This is a genomic window from Candidatus Pristimantibacillus lignocellulolyticus (assembly GCA_023639215.1).
In the GTDB taxonomy this organism is placed as follows: domain Bacteria; phylum Bacillota; class Bacilli; order Paenibacillales; family Paenibacillaceae; genus Pristimantibacillus; species Pristimantibacillus lignocellulolyticus.
Map to the genome: position 1 here is coordinate 4,419,718 of CP097899.1, position 23,161 is coordinate 4,442,878.

Genomic DNA, 23,161 nt, shown 5'->3' on the forward strand with positions numbered 1-23,161 from the left:
CAACATCACGTCGTTAATTGATCAAAACTGTCAACCTATACGACTTTATTTCTTAGTTTACGCCTTTGAATTTTTCTTCAATAACCAAATGAAGAATGGACCACCGATTAAAGCAGTCAATATACCAAGTGGTAATTCCCCCGGTGCAATGACAATTCTAGCCACAACATCTGTCCATACTACAAGGATTCCCCCCATAAGCGCACTAATCGGGAGTACTTTTCGATGATCCGAACCTACTAACAAACGTGCAATATGCGGTACCATCAATCCTACAAAACCAATTGAACCACTTACCGCTATCGTCGTTCCCGCTAATAACGATGCTACCAAGATTAATACCTTTTGCATTACACGCACATCATATCCCAAAGTACCAGCGGTCTCATCTCCAAGTAATAATGCATTTAACGAACGATAGTTAATCATCAAAATGATGACACATACGAGCATTGTCACAAAAGGTAAAGTTAGATACCCCCAACGCGCTCCTGCCAAGCTTCCAGACAACCAAAACGTTGCATTATGAATACCCAGTGCATTAGGTGCACTAAGCGTAATAACATTTTTTATAGCATCCATAATCATCGCTAAAGCAACACCTGAAAGTAATAACTGAGTAATGTTGATTCTCCCTTTTACTCTAGAAATCGTATATACTATAATAATCGTTATAGCTGAACCGAGGAATGCACTGATCGGTAATGCATAACTACCTAAAAATGCGAATACACCAAAAAGCATGCCCAGTGTTGCTGTAGCAGAAGCACCAGAAGATACTCCTAAAATAAATGGATCTGCCAAATGATTTCGCACTAGAGCTTGCATCGCCACACCCGTAACTGCAAGTGAAGCGCCTACAATCATTCCTAGCAGAACGCGAGGAAATCGCAATCCCCATACGATGTTTTGCTCTAGTAATGTCCAGTTTTCCGGAATAAAGTCTGTAAGATACGGTATTTTACTTATTAAAATTTGCAACACAGTTTTTGGAGCAACCGAGACAGGACCGATTCCAATGGCCAATAATATTGACGCAAGAGCTACGATTGCCAATACAATAATAATAAATCTCACATTTGTAGCTTTTTGCTTTGCTCGAAGTAAACGATTTGAAGTAAGATGACTTCCGGTCATTATGTAATTCCTTTCCTTTCACAATATCTACATTATTAACTAGAAAGAGGTAATCAATATGGACAATAACAAATTAACTCGTTTTGGTGTTTCAATGGATGAGAAATTATTACAAAAATTCGATGATCTAGTAGAACAAAGAAGTTATCAAAATCGCTCAGAAGCGATTCGCGATCTCGTGAGAGAAGCAATACTGCAACAGACTTATTCAGATAATAGTGAATATGTAGCAGGAACAATACTATTATTTTATGCTCATCATCAAAATGGACTAGTTAATGAAATGATGAATATTCAACATGATTACCATGATCAAATCTTAACGACAACGCATCTTCACATTGATCACAATAATTGTCTAGAAGTTATCGTTGTCAAAGGATTAGCACATCAATTAAAGCAATTAAGTGATCAATTAATTGCCCTAAAGGGTGTTTTCTATGGCAAATTAACCGTGTCACCTTTGAGTTAATTCGTGTTACTGACATCTGAATTTTATCATATTGTTATGTAAATTACTACAGAAATTGCACAACCAATTATCCTTACATATTTACAAAATCAATTAAATTGTGCATGAGTATAGTTTTATTTCAAAAAGATCCGTAATATCTTATATGATATTACGGATCTTTTTGGATACACCTATAAAAAAACAGTAAAAAGCTAGTTATCGAACTAACTCTTTACTGTTTCATCCTGTTGTACCATCTATTCGATGCCAACTTGCTTCCTAATATTACTTCCTTATTAGGTTTGTTTTATAACTACTTCTTTAAGGTAACATTGAACTTCCCATTAGATACTTATCCACTTCTTTAGCTGCTTGACGACCTTCGTTGATCGCCCATACAACAAGACTTTGTCCACGACGAACATCTCCTGCAGCAAATACTTTATCAATGTTCGTTCTGTAATCACCATAACGGGCTTTAACATTCGAACGGCTGTCAGTTGCAAGTGTTAACTCCTCTATAATAGTCGCCTCCGGACCTTCAAATCCAATTGCTATTAGCGCAATATCAACAGGCCACACTTGCTCTGTTCCTTCAAGTTCTTTGTATATTTTTTTACCATTCTCATCGATATAACGTTCGATTTTCACAGTATGAAGTTCTTTCAAGTTCCCCTGCTCGTCACCAACGAATTTTTTCGTAAGGACAGAGAATTGACGAGGATCTGCCCCGAATATTGCTTTTGCTTCCTCATGTGCGTAATCTAACGTATATACATTAGGGAATTGAGGCCATGGGTTTTTCGAAGCATCACGTTGTAGTGGCGCTTTTGCTACTGTACCGAATTGAACAATAGATTCACAACCATGTCGTAGTGCAGTAGCAACACAGTCAGTACCAGTATCGCCGCCCCCAATGACAACAACATTTTTCCCTTTAGCGGAAATATAGTTCCCATCATCAAGATTTGAATCTAAATAACTTTTGATTGTACTATTCAAATAATCCATTGCAGGGTAAATCCCTTTAAGCTCTGATCCTTCAATTGTTACACTTCTTGCTTTTGTAGCACCTAGCGCAAGAACAACCGCATCAAATTGATTCAAAAGCTCTGCAGCAGGAATGTCTTTACCAATTTCTGTGTTCGTAACGAAATTGATACCCTCTTCTTTCAATATCGTAACACGACGATCTACAACATGTTTCTCAAGTTTCATTGTTGGGATACCATATGTTAATAATCCACCAATACGATCATCACGTTCGAATACCGTTACCGTGTGTCCAGCTTTATTCAATTGAGCTGCAGTAGCTAATCCAGCAGGACCAGAACCAACAACTGCTACTTTCTTACCCGTGCGAACTTTAGGCGGTTGTGCAACAACCCAACCTTCCTCAAAACCACGCTCAATAATTGCTTCTTCTATCGTCTTAATTGTAACGGCATCGCCGATCAAACCAACTGTGCAAGAGCCCTCACACGGAGCAGGGCATACACGTCCAGTAAATTCCGGGAAGTTATTCGTTTTGTGTAAACGATTCAAAGCCTCTTTCCATTGCCCTCGGTATACAAGATTGTTCCACTCAGGAATTAGGTTGTTTACAGGGCAACCAGATACTGTATTTGCTATCTCTATTCCTGTATGACAATATGGCGTACCGCAATCCATGCAGCGAGCACCTTGAGTTTGTAGTTGTTGTTCTGGCATATGTTTATGAAACTCTTTCCAGTCATTAACACGTTTCAGTGGATCACGATCTGTAGGTACTTCTCTTTGATAGTCCATAAATCCAGTTGGCATTGACATGATAGCGTTCCCCCAATATCCCAAAGCCCTTACCATTACAACATTCATTAGTGAAGGCATGGATATATTTATTAATCCTCAAGTGAGGTAGTGTATATTAATTCGTTACACTAATGCTATCATTTTTAGCTCGTTTTCCGTAATGGACTATCATCATAATCATTTGCACTATTTGCATGAATTTATCTTAATGAGAAACTAGCAACCATTTGCACTATTTCACACGATTATAAGTATGAATTGTAAAATCATAGTTGTTTTTCTCATCTTTTAGTACAGTTTCGCTATTAATCAGGTGAAAATCGTTCTCATTATAGCATGGGAAAAATGCATCGGCATTTGTAATTTTTACATCAACTTTTGTTATATACATCGTATCAACATATGGCATAAACAGCTTATAAATCTCTGCCCCACCAGTAATCATTAGTTCTTCATTTCCATACTTTTCGATCGCCTCTTCTACAGAGTGTACAATTTCACAGCCTTCTATTGTAAGACCCTGCTGTCTTGTTAGTACAATATTGGTACGATTGGGTAGCGGTTTGCCCAAAGATTCAAACGTTTTACGACCCATTAACACTGGTTTATGTATAGTTGTTCTCTTAAAATGTGCAAGCTCGGCAGGCAAATGCCATAACATTTTATTATCTAAACCAATCGCATTATTTTGACTCATTGCAACAATTAAACTTAAAGACATATTATTCTCTCCCTATATAACATCGATTTCATTTATTATAACTGTTTCTTGTATTTCATCTATACCTTGTACTTCATCTATTTCTAATATATTATACGACATCTAATAGAACTCTGCCTAATTTGTATGAACAATCAGGTTACTGATAATATTTGATTTTTATGATGAATATCATGTTCGATAAATTCGTGGATAATGTAAAGCAAGGAATAAGGTGTGTTTGTATGTGGACATATTGCCACACCGTTTGCGGGTACATGTTTAACAGCAAGATCCAGATCAGCTAACAGCATTTCTACTAATTGAATACGGGTTTGCTTAAATTCGTCTAGTAGATGATTTCGAGAAATTCCCGAACGAGCATACTCATAAGCTTTTTCGTTAAATGAATCGAAATCTGGGAAGACCATCTCTTCCCCATTTCTAACGGCTGGTATAATTGAATAGATGAGGTAATTATCCCAATTTGTTAGATGCGAAATAATTTCTCTTACCGATGCTTTTCCTTTAGCAACTGGTTTTAGCCATATATCTTCCTGTAAAACACTTAGTGTCTCTGTCCACTCTATAAAATCTTTATATCTAAAAATCGTTTCTTTGCTTAAACTAATCATATTGATAACCTCCTGTTTAATGAATGCACAGTATAAAATAAGAACTAACGTTCTTATTTTATACTGTGCATTCCCTAGAAGCAAGTTTTTATGCATTTTATTGAAATTATTAACATTATCTTCTAATTTAAGAAAATCAAAAGCCATCATTAAAAGCTCAGAATGCTCTGTCGCTTAATGATGGCTTGTTATAGATGCATATATTCTACATACTGATCTCAAGTATGTTTTCTCAGTCAACTACACAGCTACAGGAGCTTTGATCGTAGGGTGAGGATCGTAACCGACTACTTGCATATCGGATAATTCGAAATCAAAGATTGACTGCTTGTCTTTATTTAATTCTAAAGTTGGTAATGCTCTTGGTTCACGAGACAGTTGTGTTTCGATTTGCTCCAAGTGATTCACATAAATATGGGCATCACCTAAAGTATGAATAAAGTCACCAACCTCAAGACCACATTCATGTGCGATTAGATGAGTTAGTAGCGCATAACTAGCGATATTAAAAGGAATCCCCAAGAAGATATCTGCGCTACGCTGATACAATTGACAGCTCAACTTACCATTTGATACATAGAATTGGAACATCGTATGACATGGTGGCAAAGCCATCGTTGGAACATCTTCAGGATTCCAAGCAGATATAATTAATCTTCTAGAATCAGGATTAGTTTTGATTGTAGCTATGATGTCGGATAACTGATCAATAACATCCCCTAATGTTGTTTTCCACTCACGCCATTGCTTACCATATACATTACCAAGATCACCGTATTTCGCAGCAAAAACATCGTCTGATAATACTTGCTGCTTGAAATATGTTAACTGTTCCTCATACTGCGCTGCAAATTGCTCGTCCGCTAGCGCGCGATGGGCAAAGTTAGTCATATCCGGTCCAGTATACTCATCGGATTCAATCCAACGTTTGAATGCCCATTCATTCCATATATTATTGTTATTTTCTAACAAATAACGAATATTACTATCACCTTTAATAAACCATAATAACTCACTAGCAACAAGCTTAAAAGGTACACGCTTTGTCGTTAGTAACGGGAAACCTTCTCCTAATGGAAATCTCATTTGATAACCAAATAATGAAATAGTTCCAGTACCAGTACGATCTTCCTTCTTCTCGCCTTTTTCTAAAACATCTTTTAATAGCTGCAAATAAGCTTGCTCGCTAGATACCATTCCGCTCACTCCTAAAACTTTTCATAACTTCTCGATACTGAAAAAGCATATTCTCATTATTATAACATTATAGGAATGATCTACTCAAACTAATTTTAAAAACATACAGAATACAGTTATTATCTTCAAAAAAAAAGGCATCCAGCCCATAAACGAGAGTAACACCTTGAATAAATTAAGGTTAGTTTAATTCATTTTTTCTATCTAGTTTACGTTTTTTCCTCAATTCATGGCGTTCTGGAGCCTGCTCAAATAATTGTTTTTCAAAATCTGTTTGTGGTTCAAGTTGCGGAACTGAAACAGGTCGTCCATTCTCTCCTAATGCAACAAACGTGAAGAATGCATTAACCGTGCGCTTCTTCTCCCCAGTAAATAAATTTTCAGCAGTTACTGTTACATATATCTCCATAGAGCTACGATGCGTCCATGATACAAAAGCTTTTACTTCAATAACTTCACCAATCATGATCGGCGCTAGAAAGTCAATACTATCCATGGAAGCAGTAACTGATCTTGTACGCGCATGTCTCATCGCCGCAATTGCCGCAGCTTTATCCATATATTCCATTAATCGTCCACCGAACATCGTATCATAGTGGTTCGTGTCAGAAGGAAATATAAGTTGCGTCATAAGTGTAAATGAATCCGCAGGTGTCTTTTTTTCCAAATCCATGGTAGTCCCTCGTTTCTTTTTTAGTAATATTATTCACGAGTAAATATGTTGAATAACATCTATATGTGAAAAAGGTTTCAAGTAACATATACAATCATATGTCACTTGAAACCTTAATGAAAACAATAATCTGTCGTCAAACTAATTATTGTATATTATTTTTTTGCAATTGCATGAATCGGATGTCCAAGAAGCATTTCAGCAGCATCAAGAACGATTTCACCAAGTGTAGGGTGAGCATGGATTGTAAGAGCGATATCTTCAATCGTAGCACCCATCTCGATTCCTAGAGCAAGCTCAGCAATCAAGTTAGAAGCTTCAAGACCAACGATTTGAGCACCTAGCAATAGACCTGTTTCAGCATCACCGATAAGTTTCACAAAACCTTCAGTTGCATTCAAGCTCATTGCACGACCGTTAACGCCATAGTTGAATTTACCAACTTTAACATTAAGACCTTGTGCTTTTGCTTCGCCTTCACTAATACCTACGCTACCGATTTCTGGATCAGAGAAGCATACTGCTGGGATACATTTGTAATCAACAGCGCTAGCAAGACCAGACATATGTTCAGCTGCGATACGTCCTTCATACATTGCTTTGTGAGCAAGTGCAAGACCAGGAACAATATCACCAATGGCATAGATATGAGGAATATTCGTACGACCATATTCATCAACTTCGATAAGACCACGATCAGTCATTTTCACATCGATTAGATCTAGACCAAGTTCACCGTCAGTATTAGGACGACGACCAACAGTTACTAGAAGATAATCAGCAGTAATTGACTCTTCTTTATCACCAACAGTATAAGTTACTGTAACATCGTTTTCTGTTTGAGTTGCAGCTTTTGCTTGTGCGCCAGTAATGATGTTAGCACCTTTACCTTTGAATTTCTTAGCAACAACAGCAGAAACATCTTTATCAAATCCTGGAAGGATTGAATCAGAACCTTCGATTACAGTTACTTGAGTACCATAGTTAGAGTACATTTGGCTAAGCTCGATACCGATATAGCCTCCACCAATAACTACGATGCTTTTAGGAATTTCAGGAAGTTTAAGCGCTCCAGTAGAAGAAACGATACGTCCTCCGTAAGGGAAAGCTTTAAGTTCGATTGGACGAGATCCAGTCGCAATAATACAGTTTTTGAAACGGTAACGCGGAGCTTCTTGATCGTTAAATACGCGAGCTTCGTTTTGGTTAATGAACATTACTTCGCCGTTGAAATATTCAACTTTGTTTGCTTTAAGCAATGCAGCTACGCCGCCAGTAAGCTTATTAACAATACCGTCTTTGAAACTTTGAACTTGTGCCCAATCTACTTTAGCTTCGCCAACTTCGATACCGAAAGTTGAAGCGTGAGTAACGTTCTCATATTGATGAGAAGCTGAGATTAGAGCTTTAGAAGGGATACATCCAACGTTAAGACATACACCACCAACAGTTCCTTTATCTACACAAAGTACTTTGTGTCCAAGTTGTGCAGCACGAATAGCAGCTACATAACCACCAGGACCAGCACCAATGACTAAAGTGTCAATATCTAATGAAGCGTCTCCTACTACCATCTCTTACACCTCCATAATGAATAGCTCAGGCTGTGCCAAAAGCTTTTTAATGTGGTTCATGAAGTTTTGAGCAGTTGCACCATCAATTAGACGGTGGTCAAAGCTTAGAGAAAGAGCCATAACTGGAGCTGCTACTAGTTCGCCATTACGTACAATAGCTTTTTCAGAGATACGACCTGTACCAAGAATAGCAACTTCTGGGAAGTTGATAACTGGAGTGAAGAACATACCGCCAGCAGAACCAATGTTAGAAATTGTAATTGTGCTACCACGTAATTCATTAGCAGCAAGCTTACCTTCACGACCTTTAACAGCTAGATCACGAATGTTGTCTGCAATTGCAAACAAGTTTTTACGATCAGCATCTTCAACAACTGGAACGATTAGACCATTCTCAGTATCTGTTGCGATACCTACGTTATAGAATTTACGGTAAACGATCTCTTGGTTAACTTCATCAAGTGTAGAGTTCATAATTGGGAACTCACGACAAGCAGATACAAGAGCTTTTACGATGAATGGAAGGTAAGTTAGTTTTGAACCTTTTTTCTCTGCGTATGGTTTGTATTTCGAACGTAGAGCAACAAGTTCAGTAACATCAACTTCATCCATAATTGTTACGTGAGGAGCAGTGTATACTGATTTGGACATAGCGCCAGCGATAACTTTACGAATACCTTTGAATGGTACACGTTCTTCTGGACGGTATGCACTACCAGTAACAACAGGTGCTGCTGCTTTTGCTTCAGCTGCTGGAGCCGCTGTTGCAGCTTCAGTTGCTTGCGCTGCTGCTGGAGCACCGCCGAATCCTGAAACATCTTCGCGAGTGATACGGCCATTTTTGCCAGTACCAGCAACTTGTTTAATATCTACACCTTGCTCACGAGCGAATTTACGAGTGCTTGGAGTTGCAAGAACTGAAGCATTATCAGAAACTGCTGGAGCCGCTGCCGCTGCTGGAGTTGCCGCCGCCGCTGGAGCTGGAGCTTCTTCTTTCGCTTCTTCAGCAGAACCGCCAAGACCTTCTGGAATTTCACCTTCAGCTTCGATAATAGCTACAACTTCGCCAACTTTGCGAGTCTCGCCATCTTTCATCAAAACTTCTAGTACTTTACCGTTAACTGGACAAGGAACTTCAACGATAGCTTTATCATTTTGAACTTCCATAATGATATCGTCGTCAGTTACCGCTTGACCTACAGTAATACAAACTTTAACAATTTCGCCTTCATGCAAACCTTCACCTAGCTCTGGAAAACGGTACTCGAATTTAGCCACGGAAATTTACCTCCTAGTTGCTTAGCCTGCCTTGTTGACAGGCTTAAGCTTTTATATCAATTTCATTATGTCAATTAGATTAGAAATTTAGTACTTTGTTCACTGCAGCAATTACACGAGCAGGACTTGGAAGCCATTGATCTTCGATTTGTGCATAAGGATACACTGTATCTGGACCAGCTACACGAAGCACAGGTGCTTCAAGGTGTAGAATAGCATGCTCATTCACTTGTGCAATAATTTCCGCTGCTGCACCAGAAGTTTTTTGTGCTTCTTGTACGATAATGCAACGGTTAGTTTTTTGAATTGAAGCAACGATTGTATCAATATCTAAAGGCATAAGTGTACGTAGATCGATAACTTCTGCTTTCACACCTTGTTTTTCAAGCTCATCTGCAGCTTTTTGAGCTGTATGAACCATCATTCCGTAAGCAAGGATCGTTACATCAGAACCTTCACGAACTACATTTGCTTTACCGATTTCTACTGTATATTCACCTTCAGGAACTTCATCACGGAATGCGCGATACAAGTTAAGATGTTCCATGAAGAATACTGGATCATTATCACGAATAGCAGAGATCATAAGACCTTTTGCATCGTAAGGGTTTGAAGGAATAACTACTTTGATACCAGGAGTCTGGATCGCAAGACCTTCAAGAGAATCTGTATGAAGCTCAGCAGCTTTTACTCCACCACCGAAAGGTGTACGGAATACGATTGGTGAGTTATAACGTCCACCAGAACGGTAACGCATACGTGCTGCTTGAACGAACATTTGGTCTAGTGCTTCATAGATGAAACCAACGAATTGGATTTCTGCTACCGGACGGAAGCCTTGAATACCCATACCAACTGCCATACCAGCAATTGCAGACTCAGCAAGTGGAGTATCGAATACTCTATCCTCACCGAATTCTTTTTGTAAACCTTCAGTTACACGGAATACACCGCCAACATGACCTACATCTTCACCAAAGAGTACAACGTTAGGATCACGTGTAAGTTCTACGCGCATCGCATCGCGAATTGCTTCTAACATATTCATTTGTGCCATGGTCGATTTATCCTCCCTATTACTCGAAATCAGCTTTTTGAGCTTCCAAGTGTTGCGGTGTGTGCTCAAACATAGAATCAATAAGTCCAGCAACTGTCATTTTCTCAGTTTGCTCTGCTTTTTTGATATTCTCAGTTACAGCTGCTTTAGCTTCTTCTTTTACGCGAAGAGTATCTTCTTCTGTCCAAAGACCTTTTTTCTCAAGGAATTTACCGAAGCGAGTAAGTGGATCTTTAAGCGCCCATTCTGCTTCCTCATCCTTAGTACGATATTTAGTCGTATCATCTGCAAGGGAATGCGGACGGAAACGATAAGTTAGTAATTCAAGTAAAGTTGCGCCTTCACCATCACGGCCACGTTTAGCGGCATCTTGCACTGCTTTAATTACAGCAAGAACGTCCATACCGTCAACTTGTTGACCAACAATACCTGCAGCTATTGCTTTATGAGCAACAGAAAGTGCTGCTGTTTGTTTCGCGTATGGTGTTGTAATTGCATAGCCGTTATTTTGTACAACGAAAATCGAAGGAAGTTTGAAAGCACCTGCGAAGTTCAACGCTTCGTAGAAGTCACCTTCAGATGAACCACCGTCACCTGTGTACGTAATAGCTACATTTTTTTGATTTTTCTTTTTGAATGCCATTGCTACGCCCATTGCGTGAAGCACTTGCGCACCAATAATAATTTGAGGCATCAATACGTTTACGCCTTCAGGAATTTGACCACCATGTTGATGACCACGAGAATACAAGAAAGCTTGGTAAAGTGGTAGACCGTGCCATACGATTTGTGGCATATCACGGTAACCAGGAGCTATAAAATCATCTTTATTAAGTGCATATTCACTACCAATCATTGAAGCTTCTTGACCAGAAACTGGTGCATAGAAACCAAGACGACCTTGACGTCCTAAATTAATAGCACGCTCGTCCCAAGTACGAGTGAATACCATGCGGTACATAACTTCTTTTAGCTGCTCATCAGTAAGATCCGGCATATATTCCGGATTAGCTACTTCACCATCTAATGTAAGTACAAATAATGGTGCAACTGGCTCTGATTGAACTTCATATGGCAATTTGCTCATGGAGAACGCTCACCTCATCTTAAAATATTTGAAAATTGTGTGTCTCTGTTATAGAATTATTATAACCCTGTTTAATGTTGATGGTCAAAGCAAAAAAGCAAAAAGTCGCTAATTTTAGCGAATTCTCATCATTTCCTCATCAAATTGTATATATAACAGATTCATATTTTGACTATAACAGTATAATACAAAAGCTAGATTCTGCTTTCATTTTACAGGTTACCTTTTATTTTCCCTATTATCTAATTTTCCATACTACAATTTAAAGGAGATTTTTAGCAATGACAGACGCTCGTTATTTAAAGCGTACGATCTTAAAAAGCGTGATTACAAGTAATATTTTACCCGAAGGAAGTCGTAACTTAAGAATTTACCTACCGCCAGGCTATAATGAAGTACTTAGTTATCCAGTCATCTATTGTCAAGATGGTGAAGATTTCTTCAACTTCGGTAGAATTGCAACAACCGCCCAAGAACTTATTCTAGATGAAGGGATTGAACCTTTCATCATTGTCGGTGTCGATGTTGATAAATCGGTTAGAACATCTGAATATTCACCCGATGGATTGAAACATCAAGCATACGTTGACTTTTTTGTCGAAGAATTGCTGCCTTATATTGAAGAGAACTACCCTGTCCGCACAACACCTGAAGAGCGAGTTATAGCTGGCGATTCACTCGGTGGTACGGTATCATTACACATTGCTTTACAAAATCCAGATTTATTCACACGAGTAATGTCTATGTCTGGAGCTTTCTATGATGCTTCGCAACAAATTGTCCTGACGCTTGGAGATTTAGAATGGTTAGACATTTTCATGATTGTTGGTTTACAAGAAGAAGCTTATGAAACTGACACAGGAGTTTATAACTTCGTGCAATTGAACCGTGATATGAAACATCTATTAGAAGAAAGAGATGCTAAAATCTTCTATGAAGAAAAAGATGGTCGTCATCAATGGGGTTTTTGGCAGAAAGAAGTGCCTGCAGCAATTCGCTACTTCATACCAGAAGGCTAAATAGAGGGGTGTAAAGGGAGTATAACAGCGATTAGTAATATCGCAACTGTTATACTTCTTTTTATTTTTAATCTAATTCAGTACTTCGCGAAGCACAACAACACTAGCGGACACGGCTGACCTTATTCTTCCAATTTCCGCTCATATCGAGTTTTCGCGGACACAGATGATCTTATTCACTAGATCGCTAGTGAATTTTCAGCATTATACTATCAATAGCGTATCGTAAGTCCGCTTACCTCTGAAGTTATTCGTTTTAAGCTAATTAGCGTATTCTATGTCCTCTCACACATCTACGTGTTCAACCTAATTGTCCGTTCGCACACTAGTGAGCTTATGCCGATGATAGCGAATACCCCAGCTTACTTAGGTTAAGGACATTCACAGTGTTCAGCACTTATAAGCTAATCATCCGAAAACTAGCGCATTATGCACACTCTCGACGTTGACCACTCGAAAACTAATCTTATTCAGTACTTCACGAAGTACAACAACACTAGCGGACACTGCTGACCTTATTCTTCCAATTTAAGCTCATATTGAGTTTTCGCGGACACAGATGATCTTATTCACTAGATCGCTAGTGAATTTTCAGCATTACACTATCAATAGCGTATCGTAAGTCCGCTTTCCTATGAAGTTGTTTAATTTAAGCTAATTAGCGTATTCTAAGTCCTCTCACACATCTATGTGTTCTGATCAACCTGATGTCCGTTCACACACTAGTGAGCTTATACCAATGATAGCGAATACTACATCACACTTATGTTAAGGACATTCACAGTGTTCAGCACTTATAAGCTAATCATCCGAAAACTAGCACATTATGCACTCTCTCACCGTTACGTAGTCATTAGAATCAGAAAACAAATTCACATCCTCACCTTATAGCTACGGGCTCTCTTTTTACCACTCGAGATTTCAAGTATTTGGAGGTGAACAAGGTTATGTAATACTCGTCTGGCATGACGATCACTGATCCGTAAATGATCAGTAAGTTCCAAGGGTGTAATTTGACGCAATAGGCGTCTAGTAAATCTCACAGTTTCAGCTTCCAACCATGACAAGTTGTCAGGAACATTCGAAGCCAAATATTTACCTATAAAAGAGAGCACTAATTGTTGACACTGTTGTGGCTCATCCACAATTGAAGGATATGCAATCGGTAAAAAAGTCCATCCATCTAGTGCAAGCAAACAATGTCGTCTACATAAATCCTTAAAACGCCACACATCCAGATCTCTTGCATGAGGTCCGTATCCCTGAATTTCAATACCTCCTTTTACTCCACCGGGCATAAATGCTAAATCCAAGTAGCGATAACCATTGTTGAAATCGCGAACCTCCCACTCTGGAAACAAATGATTCAAATTACCGACAGCAGGAAACCATATTGTTCTGAGAAACTCAACAGTGCCATGACCTAAGCCCTTTTCTAATTTTTCTAATCTTCTTGGGTTATTCTCAGTTGCAATATTCTCCGCTAACCATTCTTCATATCGCTTTGTAAACCGATCCATAAAACCTTCCTCCTTCTATTTAGATTAGCCAGATTCAAAAATACGTTTCTAGTACAAACAAAAAGCCGCTTCTACACAATAACATCCAAATCAATAGATCTGGATATTCATGTATAGAAGCGGCGTATGCTTTACGACCGTATTTAGTTATTATAACTCTTACTTTCAAAATCATCAATTTAAATTCAAGCTGAACCAACCATTTAACACTAGAGGACACTGCAGACGTTATTATTGCAATTTTGGCTCATTTACAGTTTTAGCGGACTTAGATAACCTTATTCAACATAATTTAGCCAACTGCCAACCATTTACTATCAATAGCGTATCGTATGTCCGCTTATATCTCAATGTGTTCAGTTTAAGCTAAATAGCGAACTGTATGTCCTCAAAAATCTTAATGTGTTCATTCCTAACTTATTCTAACTTATTGCCCATACATGTATATAAGTAATTACAAACCTTGCTTGATCTCTTCAAGCAACTTTCTACATCCCTCTTCCACCAACTCATACACATATTCAAAGTTACCCGTGTAATATGGATCCGGAACTTCTGTCACATCTGCTCCATCAACTAATGACATAAACGTAATAACTTTACCTTTAACGCCATCGACTTTAGCAGCGTTGAACACAGCTTGTACGTCCTTCAAATTTTGATCATCCATACATACGATATATTGGAAATCCACCTCATCTGAAGCAATAATTTGACGAGCTTTCATACCTGTATATGAAATTTTCTTATTATCTAATAAATTTCTAGTACCTTCATGAGGTTGTTTACCGATATGCCAATCTCCAGTCCCTGCGGAATCAACTTCGATCACATCAGATAATTTCTCATTCTCTACGAAATGACGCATTACCGCTTCAGCCATCGGTGATCTGCATATATTACCAAGACATACAAATAATACTTTAGTTTTTTTAGTCATGTTAGTTCCTCTTTTCTTTTCAATGCTTCTATATATAATAGCGAAAAGAATCACAATGAACAACCATGTTAAGTAGAATCATTACATACTGAACTTAAGAAAGTACAAAACTTTTGTTACGCATGACATTTCTAATCGATTCCTTTATATTATTAAGTAGTATGAACCATCATTTTAATTGAAGATTCATAAAGCAGATTTTTTCAAATCGATCAAATCGAGCGATAATTGCTTCATAATAGATGTCGAATACATTACGAAGATTACCATCGTTATCATAGTCTGCTTTTTGAACTACCTAATAGAAAGGAACTCAATATGCAATCACAGATCAGTATTATTTGTAGTGGTGGTCAGCTCGGTAAATGGGCACTCCCCTATATTAACCAAGAACATTATCTTATTGGAGCAGACCGAGGTGCACAATTTTTAATAGAAAATGGCTTTACACCGAATATCGCGATTGGAGATTTTGATTCTGTAACGAAGGAACAATATGACAGCATACAACAAAAGAGCATGGAAATATTAAGTTTCGATGCCATTGATAAAGATTATACTGATACTGAACTTTCATTCCTACATGCTATAGAACGTGGTAGTACTGAAATAATATTACTAGGTGGTCTCGGAACAAGATTTGATCATTCGCTAGGCAATATTCAACTATTATCTTTAGCGCTTCATAAAGGTATAAAAGCTTGCTTAATCGATGCCCATAATCGAATTCGTCTCATGCATGACACATTGATCATACAGCGGGATCATTATCATTATATTTCTCTATTACCCTACTCTGAAATCGTCACAGGTATTACGTTAGAGGGATTTAAGTACCCGCTTTATGATGCAACCATTAAGAAGGGTGAATCCATCGGTGTCAGTAATGAACTTATCGATGATGCTGCAACTATCCATATCGCAACAGGCCAGTTACTAGTCATTCAATCTAATGATTAATGATGCATAGTAACAACAAAGAATCGATCAAGCTACACTAGCTTGATCGATTCTTTAAGTCGTGCGTATTGCACATGTTCAGGTAAACTTAAACTCTCTCTAGTATCGATATCATGTGATAAATGAGTTAGCTTCACTTGCTTTGGTTTCCATAAGGTAATACATTCTAATATCTCAGTTACATCGTATAATGAACGAGTTTCCATAGGGAATGGTTCCTTATAAAAACTCGTGCCAATAATTAGAAGATCGAGATTAAATAACGGTCTCTGTTGTTCTTCCGGCAAATTAATCGAATCTGGACAATATACCCAATTGATAGCTTCTTGTAGGTGTGTGAATCGGAATGCGTAGGAGTATCCATTATGTCCATGATTAACACGCCATATTGAGATTTTCCATTCTTCAAATGTATAACCCTCATCAAGCGCAATAAATTCCACCTTATTAGCAATCCAAGGAAAACGTTCTTTAATTACATCTAACACTTCTGCTGCTGCATACAGATATGCCGGCAAATCAACATAGCGACATTGGTCATACCATTGGGGTAATCCACCAATATGGTCGAAATGAGCATGTGTAATGAGCATATGCTGCACAAAACGTTCGTTAGCCTGTTCCATCTGAACATACCAGTCTGGCCCACAATCTATCCATAACGGTGCATGATTGTTTAGAAATAGTTGAACGCTTGGCCGTAATCTGCGATTTACACCATCTACTGACCTGGCTTCACTGCATACGTTGCACTCACAATAAAGCCTTGGTACACCATGAGCATCACTTGTTCCGCGAAAATATATATCCATTATAGAGGGTATAACTCCAATTCATCAGTTAATCGCAACTTCGACACCATTGCTAACCACTCTTTTGGCTTATTAGGCAATGCAGCATAGTAACCTTCTAAGAAGGTAGCCACTAGTTCAGCAGAAATTGTAACTTGACCTTCATCTGTTGGTAAGAAGCAAAGATCAAGTTCTGATACTGCCTGACCTTCATGATCCCAAGAAGGATGTACATATGGGAAGTTAATCCGTTTATATCCAATATGCGATAACACTTCTCGACGAACAATCGGATTCATCGGAGAGACACCGCCGAACTCATGAATTTGCGCACGGAATGGGTCATATACTTCTGCAAACATTCCTTGTGACACTGTCCCTGACTCCTCAGCTAACTTTTTCAAATCTTCTTCTCGATTACGAAGTAAGAAACGTCCAATACCTAGATTTGGTTGACCAATGATTGTGAAATCTGTCATCGCCACTCGTAAATCACAATAATAACGATACTCAGTAGAACCTACAACTTTACCATCATGGATAGCCACATAGACATGTATAGATGGATCTTCAAGAGGCTCTCTCCACAAATCAAAAGCAAGCACTTCTTCAGGAGGAAATATCGTTCCTAGTAATTGATGTAGTGCGGGGAAATAAGAATCTTCAATTGATGTGATACGATGATATGTTAACATTATCATTCACTCCTAATTATTAATGTACATGTACTCATGTCATAACATCTCTTTTAGACAAAGTTAGATCGTCCGCTCGTTATTTACTAAAAATGGATTACGCCATTCCATAATAACTGCATTATTACATGACTGTTCATCATCCAAATAATGATGAGCTACCCTCACGGGAACACGACCACATCTCAGCAGGAAACTAATAACAGGGTCATTAAGTTCACCCGCAATTACTTGATCAACGTATTGTTCTGGTGTTAAAGAGTGTCTATGTCCGTAATAACCTGGCATACGACTACCACCAAGCAATGATTTCAATCCTAATTGTACAACTGTCTCGTACATCGATTGCACTAGCCACTTCCCAATTCCGGCTTTGCGATAAGCCGGTACTACACATATATCTGCAACATATAACGTGTCACCTTGTGCATTGTGAGTTCTTATATATCCATCATCAGTAATAATTGACCACTCATGTTGATGTTCATACTCTTGCTGCTCGACAATAAGACAAGTCATAGAGCCAACAATAACCCCATTTACCTCTGCACATAATGCACCATCAGCAAATAGAGTCGTATGTAATAATAATTGCTCTTTATTCCACCATAATTCCTCTGGATATGGCGAGGGAAAACTTTGCCTTTGAACATCAATTAAAGCATCAAAATCTTGCGCTGTATAATTTCGTATAATCAATCGTTCAGGTTTACCATTTTGCATCACATATAGCTCTTTGTTCAAAAAATCCCCCCCAAGGTTCGTCTCATATTCGATATCGAATAGAATATGAAGCCGTTCATCGTTATTAGAGTCCATTACTGGAATTTCCACTATTATGAGAGGTAAACTCGTATGAGAGACTAAGACCAATCCGTATATAGATCTGTACGACGATCACGCCATGTCATAACAGAGCCATGCTCTCGAACCTCTTTTAGCAAGCTTAGATCAAGATCTCCGACGACTAGCATATCATCATTAATGACACCTTCAGCAATAATTCCAGCTGGAGGAAATGGGATATCATTAGGAGCTAGTATAGCAGCCTGACCATAATTGGCACGCATGAAATCTACATTACGAAGCGCTCCTACAGTGCCTGTCGTAACGATATAGATTTGATTTTCAATCGTTCGAGCATGACAGCAATAGCGAACTCGATGGAATCCATGACGATCATCGGTACAAGAAGGACAGAAGATAACATCTGCACCTTTCGCTCTTGCAATCCGAACGATTTCAGGGAATTCAATATCGTAGCATGTAAGCATAGCGATCTTGCCAAATGGTGTATGGTAAACATCTACACCATCCCCCGCACTCATTGACCATTCATCGACTTCAGTTGGAGTTAGATGAATTTTATGTTGTACATGCACTTCACCTTCTGGCGTGAAATAGTGTGCGCCATTACGCAATGAACCATCTTCCATCTCAATAACATGTGTGCCACCAATAATATGCATATTATAATCAGCAGCGAGCTGTTTGAATAACTGAATATATGAAGCCGTGAAACTAGGCAATTGCTTAATAGACATCGCTTGCCCATGTTCATCAACGATCGAAAGTAATTGAGTCGTCATAAACTCAGGGAATAGCAACATTTGCACACCATACTCCGTAGCATTGCGAACATAATGTGTTACTTGATGAGCAAACTGCTCAAATTGTTGAATATCAGCTAATTTATATTGAACAGCACCAACTCGAAACTTCACAACATACCTCCTAAAACTTTTTGGACAACTTAGATAAACTTCTTTGCAACAAAAAGTTACCCCGAAAGAATAAGCTAAAAACTTTTTGATCAACTTAGATAAACTTCTTTGCAACAAAAAGTTACCCCGAAAGCATAAGCTAAAACTTTTTGATCAACTTAGATAAACTTCTATGCTTCGAAAAGTTATTTTCTCTGTTTAAATTGTAATGTAATTGTAGTACCGATATTGTGTAAGCTGAATACTTCTACTTTACCTTCATGTAGATCAATGATCCGCTTGGCAATTGCAAGTCCCAAACCTACACCACCAGTAGTTCTTGCTCTTGCACCATCAACTCGATAGAATCGTTCAAATAGATGAGGGATTTCGTTCTCAGGAATTCCGATCCCCTTATCTTTCACTTCGATACGAACAATGCCTTTGTTCTGAGAAATTGAAATGTCGATTGGATCTTTAGAGTACTTAATGGCGTTATCGATTAGAATCACTAGTAGCTGTTGAATCTTATCTTTGTCACCGACCATTTTTACATTATGAGACTTTGCTTTCACACGAATGGAACGTTGGAATGTCGTTTCCATCATCGTTGCAATCTCATCTGCAACTGGAATGACATCAAACGTGTCTAAAGATAACCAATCCTCTTGTTCAGCTTCAGCAAGAGTTAACATTGATTTCGTTAAAGTCTGTAGTCTTGTCGTCTCTCTAGCAATCGCATCAATCGCCTCACTACGAACATTCTCATCATCGGCACCCCAACGTTTCAATATATTCGCATAACTTGAGATAACCGTTAACGGTGTCTTCAATTCATGAGATGCATCCGCAACGAAAAATTTCTGTCGCTCATAAGTACGATCAAGTCGATCAATCATTTGATTAAAAGCTCTTATTAATTGTTGTAATTCTGCAGACTCCTCACGTTCCCCAAGTTCAATCTTGCGGAGTTTACCACTACGATCGATCTCCCGCATCGTAGTAACCATCTGAGAAATCGGCTCTGTTAAGCGTGAGGTAAACCAGTATGTACCAAAGATTGCGAACAATATTGCCCCACCACTTGTTACACTAAGCGCCGCAATTAGAATTTGTAAATAGTCGTCTAATTCATCTAGAATTCGATTTACTTCCAACATCGCAATAACTTTACCATCTTCAAACAGAGGAATTCGCGAATAGATGATTCGCTCTCCACTTTTTGTGTACATACCAGAATTTCGGTATGAACTATATTCTGCAGGCAGCTCTAATAATAATGAATTAGATCCCTTAATGTTAACAACACGATTGTTAGGACTAATAATTCGGATCATTTCATTCTGATTGTAATACTCGTTAAGGAGATCGGCCGAATTCAATCCCCTGCCACTTTGTATTCGCGGATTTTCGAGGATGAGCTTCACTTTGTTAGCAATGATCTCTTCCTCGCTTTCCGTCGTAATTTTGATAACGTAGTAATACACAAAAATATTGAAAAAAATGAGAATCAATATAAGCCAAAATATTGTAAATAAAGTAAACCTTTTGCGTAAAGTCATCAATCCGGCTCCTTGATCATGTAACCTACACCACGAACAGTGTGAATCAGCTTATACCTATATCCTTTATCGAGTTTTTGACGCAAATAACGAATGTAGACATCTACTAAATTTGTCTCGCCAATGAAATCGTATCCCCAAACTTCAGATAATATTTCTTCACGTGATTTCTCTTCGTTCACATGTTCTACTAAAAATACAAGTAATTCAAATTCTCGCGGTGTTAACTCGATCATATTTTCTTTACGAGTTACTTTACGAGTTCTCAATTCAATCGTTAAATCTCCGAGCGTAATAATATCTGAACCTTCTAAATCTTTTGGTTTCTGTTGGAATATACGCAAAATATTTCGTACTCTAGCTAACAATTCTTCAACTGCAAACGGTTTTGTTATATAATCATTGGCTCCATGTTCAAAACCACTAACTTTATCAGGCACAGTATCTCTAGCAGTTAACAATATAATAGGAATTAGATTGCCAGACTGTCTTACTTGTCTCAAAACTTCAATACCACTCATCTTAGGTAACATCACATCTAATAAGACGAGTTGATACTCGCCAGTATTAATCATCTCATAACCTTGCTTACCATCACTAGCAAGACCGACTTCATATCCTTCATGTTCAAGTTCTAATTGTAGAATGCGAGCTATTCCAGCTTCATCTTCTACGACTAATATTTTATCATTCATTACTTGCACCACCTTATATTCTAGGTACTTTCATCATAAAGGAAGGTAGGTCAAAATTGCAAGCTAGTCTATGCGTTGAAACGTCAAATGCAGCTTGTTAATTAACGGCATTAACTTCTTTCGTAGCTTATTTAACACTCTAGATTTATTAGAAAGCCAATGATAACTCCACATCGCACTATATATGTGTTGCGCTGGTAGCAATGAAATATTAAAGATTTCCTTACCATTATTAAGTGCGTTCCAAGATTTGCGACCACTAAAATTCGTATCTTTATTATTGATCCATGTATAAGTAATATTAATTTCTTCTAATGTTATGAGTAGGCGCTGTATATTACGAAAATTCCGTTCATTACTCATTATAATTGCTGGATCGCTTACGAGAATTACGTAGTCTAACTTGTCACTTATGTGAGATAGTTCTTCAGCATTCCAACCACTCGAAAAGTCAATAAATTGGTAATCCGCTTTACTATCAGCACTAATTATAGTTTCAAATGATTTCAGAGCTTCGGATGGATCATTAACTCCCTTACTTCTAAATATATAATGTTCAATATGATCAACAGTCATTACCTTATAATATTGTTCAACTTCACCGAACGCTCTTTCCGATTCCGGCATAACCTTTTGGAGAGCAGGTATACTTTCAAGACAAGTAGAATGCCCACAGTACTCTACAAATTTTACTCGGTTGTTCAATGCATAATGCTGAGCCATTAACAAGGCAATTGTTGTCGCACCAGCATGTGTATTAAGTGAAAATACACCTATCGTCTTTATCTTTTTTGTGCTGAATAGTTGTTTTCCCGCTGTATAAGCAGTTTCTAAAGGTACAAACTCATGTAATAGAGTTCTCACTTCAGAAGCTTGTACGATTCGATATTGCGGATCTGGTTGTAAGCATTGCAATATTAGATGACGTACTGCTTTAGGAATATGTGACATTTCACGTTTGATTGTATATTCTATTTGTTGTAAATCGTATTGATTGGCAATTTGTTTCCCCCCTGTACATAAGAAGTAGAGAATACAACCATAACTATATAAGTCACTCTGCTCATCCGTAGGTAATCCTTTCATCTGCTCAGGTGCAGCAAAACCAGGTGTGCCAAATGCCATCGTATGATGACTTGATTTACTTCGATGTAATTTACTTATACCAAAATCGATTAATTTAATTTGTCCATTTCTACAAACCATAACATTTGATGGTTTTATATCTCGATGTATGATCGCTGGTTTTTGTTCATGTAAATATTGAATAGCTTCAATCAGTTGGATACCCATAGATAATAACAGTTCAACGGGTAATACCCTCTTTTGTTCCGAGCAAAACTGCATGAGATGTTGACCTTCAATCCACTCCATTACAATCATTTCTTCGTGATATTCATTAGCATGAAAATGATCATAAATAACCGGTAATCCTTGATGATGTAGCAACGTCAATAACTTCGCTTCCGATTCTCTTGCTTGCGCCATTGAAGCAGTGGCAGTAAGATTGTTCACTTCTTGTTTTATTACTTTCATTGCCCTTACTGCACCTTCTAATCTTAAATCACGCACCTTATACAGCTGTCCCATCCCACCTTCAGTAACATAATCAACTACTACATAACGCTCAGCAATAACTGTCCCAGCTGTTAATTGTCTCATTGTCGTTCCCTCCTTTTAGTGGCACATTATC

At 38.1% G+C, this 23,161-nt stretch carries 22 protein-coding genes; 3 read left to right on the top strand and 19 right to left on the bottom strand.

The features are described 5' to 3' along the window. Positions 1-57 precede the first annotated feature (57 nt). Complete coding sequence (locus NAG76_19115; GenBank protein ID URN93914.1) at positions 58-1,137, bottom strand: iron ABC transporter permease; 1,080 nt, start codon at positions 1,135-1,137, stop codon at positions 58-60. A 58-nt stretch (positions 1,138-1,195) separates the two neighbouring features. Here NAG76_19115 and nikR point away from each other — a divergent pair, with 58 nt between their 5' ends. Then, positions 1,196-1,609, top strand: coding sequence for a nickel-responsive transcriptional regulator NikR (gene nikR, locus NAG76_19120; GenBank protein URN93915.1), 414 nt, complete (start codon positions 1,196-1,198; stop codon positions 1,607-1,609). Positions 1,610-1,912: 303 nt separating this feature from the next. Here nikR and NAG76_19125 read toward each other — a convergent pair whose 3' ends face one another. The 9 genes from NAG76_19125 to pdhA all read right to left on the bottom strand — a co-directional run bounded on the left by NAG76_19125 (position 1,913) and on the right by pdhA (position 11,583). Next, positions 1,913-3,400 carry a glutamate synthase subunit beta gene (locus NAG76_19125; GenBank protein URN93916.1) on the bottom strand — a complete coding sequence of 496 codons (1,488 nt, stop codon included), beginning with the start codon at positions 3,398-3,400 and terminating at the stop codon, positions 1,913-1,915. A gap of 214 nt (positions 3,401-3,614) precedes the next feature. Beyond that, a complete protein-coding gene (locus tag NAG76_19130) occupies positions 3,615-4,103 on the bottom strand; it encodes a dihydrofolate reductase (protein URN93917.1) in 489 nt (162 codons plus the stop codon). A gap of 134 nt (positions 4,104-4,237) precedes the next feature. Further along, positions 4,238-4,717 carry a DinB family protein gene (locus NAG76_19135; protein ID URN93918.1) on the bottom strand — a complete coding sequence of 160 codons (480 nt, stop codon included), beginning with the start codon at positions 4,715-4,717 and terminating at the stop codon, positions 4,238-4,240. Between the two features lie 240 nt (positions 4,718-4,957). After that, positions 4,958-5,914: a thymidylate synthase gene (locus tag NAG76_19140; protein ID URN93919.1), complete on the bottom strand. Its 957-nt coding sequence runs from the start codon at positions 5,912-5,914 to the stop codon at positions 4,958-4,960. A 181-nt stretch (positions 5,915-6,095) separates the two neighbouring features. Beyond that, positions 6,096-6,587, bottom strand: coding sequence for an acyl-CoA thioesterase (locus tag NAG76_19145; GenBank protein ID URN93920.1), 492 nt, complete (start codon positions 6,585-6,587; stop codon positions 6,096-6,098). Positions 6,588-6,742: 155 nt separating this feature from the next. Next, on the bottom strand, positions 6,743-8,161 hold the full coding sequence (lpdA, locus tag NAG76_19150) for a dihydrolipoyl dehydrogenase (protein URN93921.1): 1,419 nt from the start codon (positions 8,159-8,161) through the stop codon (positions 6,743-6,745). Between the two features lie 3 nt (positions 8,162-8,164). Then, positions 8,165-9,439: a 2-oxo acid dehydrogenase subunit E2 gene (locus NAG76_19155; GenBank protein ID URN93922.1), complete on the bottom strand. Its 1,275-nt coding sequence runs from the start codon at positions 9,437-9,439 to the stop codon at positions 8,165-8,167. A 79-nt stretch (positions 9,440-9,518) separates the two neighbouring features. Beyond that, positions 9,519-10,496, bottom strand: coding sequence for an alpha-ketoacid dehydrogenase subunit beta (locus tag NAG76_19160; protein URN93923.1), 978 nt, complete (start codon positions 10,494-10,496; stop codon positions 9,519-9,521). A 19-nt stretch (positions 10,497-10,515) separates the two neighbouring features. Continuing rightward, positions 10,516-11,583, bottom strand: a complete 1,068-nt coding sequence (gene pdhA, locus NAG76_19165; protein URN93924.1) for a pyruvate dehydrogenase (acetyl-transferring) E1 component subunit alpha — start codon at positions 11,581-11,583, stop codon at positions 10,516-10,518. A 281-nt stretch (positions 11,584-11,864) separates the two neighbouring features. Between pdhA and NAG76_19170 the strand changes: the two genes are divergently transcribed. Beyond that, entirely contained in the window at positions 11,865-12,602 is a 738-nt protein-coding gene (locus tag NAG76_19170; protein URN93925.1) for an alpha/beta hydrolase-fold protein, read from the top strand. An 872-nt stretch (positions 12,603-13,474) separates the two neighbouring features. Here the strand turns inward: NAG76_19170 and NAG76_19175 are convergent. Continuing rightward, complete coding sequence (locus NAG76_19175) at positions 13,475-14,122, bottom strand: transcriptional regulator (protein ID URN93926.1); 648 nt, start codon at positions 14,120-14,122, stop codon at positions 13,475-13,477. Positions 14,123-14,576: 454 nt separating this feature from the next. Beyond that, entirely contained in the window at positions 14,577-15,062 is a 486-nt protein-coding gene (locus NAG76_19180) for a low molecular weight phosphotyrosine protein phosphatase (GenBank protein ID URN93927.1), read from the bottom strand. A 318-nt stretch (positions 15,063-15,380) separates the two neighbouring features. Here NAG76_19180 and NAG76_19185 point away from each other — a divergent pair, with 318 nt between their 5' ends. Then, entirely contained in the window at positions 15,381-16,022 is a 642-nt protein-coding gene (locus tag NAG76_19185) for a thiamine diphosphokinase (protein URN93928.1), read from the top strand. A 32-nt stretch (positions 16,023-16,054) separates the two neighbouring features. Here NAG76_19185 and NAG76_19190 read toward each other — a convergent pair whose 3' ends face one another. The 7 genes from NAG76_19190 to NAG76_19220 form a co-directional block, all read right to left on the bottom strand. Next, entirely contained in the window at positions 16,055-16,834 is a 780-nt protein-coding gene (locus NAG76_19190) for an MBL fold metallo-hydrolase (protein ID URN93929.1), read from the bottom strand. After that, positions 16,834-17,514 (bottom strand): GNAT family N-acetyltransferase, encoded by a 681-nt coding sequence (locus NAG76_19195; GenBank protein ID URN93930.1) that lies wholly within the window; start codon positions 17,512-17,514, stop codon positions 16,834-16,836. Before NAG76_19195 ends, NAG76_19190 begins: the two co-directional genes overlap by 1 nt. A 57-nt stretch (positions 17,515-17,571) precedes the next feature. Further along, positions 17,572-18,231, bottom strand: coding sequence for a GNAT family N-acetyltransferase (locus NAG76_19200; protein URN96885.1), 660 nt, complete (start codon positions 18,229-18,231; stop codon positions 17,572-17,574). 140 nt (positions 18,232-18,371) lie between these two features. After that, positions 18,372-19,232 carry a carbon-nitrogen hydrolase family protein gene (locus NAG76_19205; protein URN93931.1) on the bottom strand — a complete coding sequence of 287 codons (861 nt, stop codon included), beginning with the start codon at positions 19,230-19,232 and terminating at the stop codon, positions 18,372-18,374. Positions 19,233-19,417: 185 nt separating this feature from the next. Beyond that, on the bottom strand, positions 19,418-20,773 hold the full coding sequence (locus NAG76_19210; protein URN93932.1) for a HAMP domain-containing histidine kinase: 1,356 nt from the start codon (positions 20,771-20,773) through the stop codon (positions 19,418-19,420). Next, positions 20,773-21,468, bottom strand: coding sequence for a response regulator transcription factor (locus tag NAG76_19215; GenBank protein URN93933.1), 696 nt, complete (start codon positions 21,466-21,468; stop codon positions 20,773-20,775). The genes NAG76_19210 and NAG76_19215 overlap by 1 nt, the downstream gene beginning before the upstream one ends. 63 nt (positions 21,469-21,531) lie before the next feature. Continuing rightward, positions 21,532-23,130, bottom strand: a complete 1,599-nt coding sequence (locus NAG76_19220; protein URN93934.1) for a serine/threonine protein kinase — start codon at positions 23,128-23,130, stop codon at positions 21,532-21,534. Positions 23,131-23,161: the final 31 nt, after the last annotated feature.

Bases quoted from the DNA above. Each gene is read 5' to 3' on its own strand.
- NAG76_19115 (URN93914.1), bottom strand. From the start codon at position 1,137: ATGACCGGAAGTCATCTTACTTCAAATCGTTTACTTCGAGCAAAGCAA.
- nikR (URN93915.1), top strand. From the start codon at position 1,196: ATGGACAATAACAAATTAACTCGTTTTGGTGTTTCAATGGATGAGAAA.
- NAG76_19125 (URN93916.1), bottom strand. From the start codon at position 3,400: ATGTCAATGCCAACTGGATTTATGGACTATCAAAGAGAAGTACCTACA.
- NAG76_19130 (URN93917.1), bottom strand. From the start codon at position 4,103: ATGTCTTTAAGTTTAATTGTTGCAATGAGTCAAAATAATGCGATTGGT.
- NAG76_19135 (URN93918.1), bottom strand. From the start codon at position 4,717: ATGATTAGTTTAAGCAAAGAAACGATTTTTAGATATAAAGATTTTATA.
- NAG76_19140 (URN93919.1), bottom strand. From the start codon at position 5,914: ATGGTATCTAGCGAGCAAGCTTATTTGCAGCTATTAAAAGATGTTTTA.
- NAG76_19145 (URN93920.1), bottom strand. From the start codon at position 6,587: ATGGATTTGGAAAAAAAGACACCTGCGGATTCATTTACACTTATGACG.
- lpdA (URN93921.1), bottom strand. From the start codon at position 8,161: ATGGTAGTAGGAGACGCTTCATTAGATATTGACACTTTAGTCATTGGT.
- NAG76_19160 (URN93923.1), bottom strand. From the start codon at position 10,496: ATGGCACAAATGAATATGTTAGAAGCAATTCGCGATGCGATGCGCGTA.
- pdhA (URN93924.1), bottom strand. From the start codon at position 11,583: ATGAGCAAATTGCCATATGAAGTTCAATCAGAGCCAGTTGCACCATTA.
- NAG76_19170 (URN93925.1), top strand. From the start codon at position 11,865: ATGACAGACGCTCGTTATTTAAAGCGTACGATCTTAAAAAGCGTGATT.
- NAG76_19175 (URN93926.1), bottom strand. From the start codon at position 14,122: ATGGATCGGTTTACAAAGCGATATGAAGAATGGTTAGCGGAGAATATT.
- NAG76_19180 (URN93927.1), bottom strand. From the start codon at position 15,062: ATGACTAAAAAAACTAAAGTATTATTTGTATGTCTTGGTAATATATGC.
- NAG76_19185 (URN93928.1), top strand. From the start codon at position 15,381: ATGCAATCACAGATCAGTATTATTTGTAGTGGTGGTCAGCTCGGTAAA.
- NAG76_19190 (URN93929.1), bottom strand. From the start codon at position 16,834: ATGGATATATATTTTCGCGGAACAAGTGATGCTCATGGTGTACCAAGG.
- NAG76_19195 (URN93930.1), bottom strand. From the start codon at position 17,514: ATGATAATGTTAACATATCATCGTATCACATCAATTGAAGATTCTTAT.
- NAG76_19200 (URN96885.1), bottom strand. From the start codon at position 18,231: ATGCAAAATGGTAAACCTGAACGATTGATTATACGAAATTATACAGCG.
- NAG76_19210 (URN93932.1), bottom strand. From the start codon at position 20,773: ATGACTTTACGCAAAAGGTTTACTTTATTTACAATATTTTGGCTTATA.
- NAG76_19215 (URN93933.1), bottom strand. From the start codon at position 21,468: ATGAATGATAAAATATTAGTCGTAGAAGATGAAGCTGGAATAGCTCGC.
- NAG76_19220 (URN93934.1), bottom strand. From the start codon at position 23,130: ATGAGACAATTAACAGCTGGGACAGTTATTGCTGAGCGTTATGTAGTA.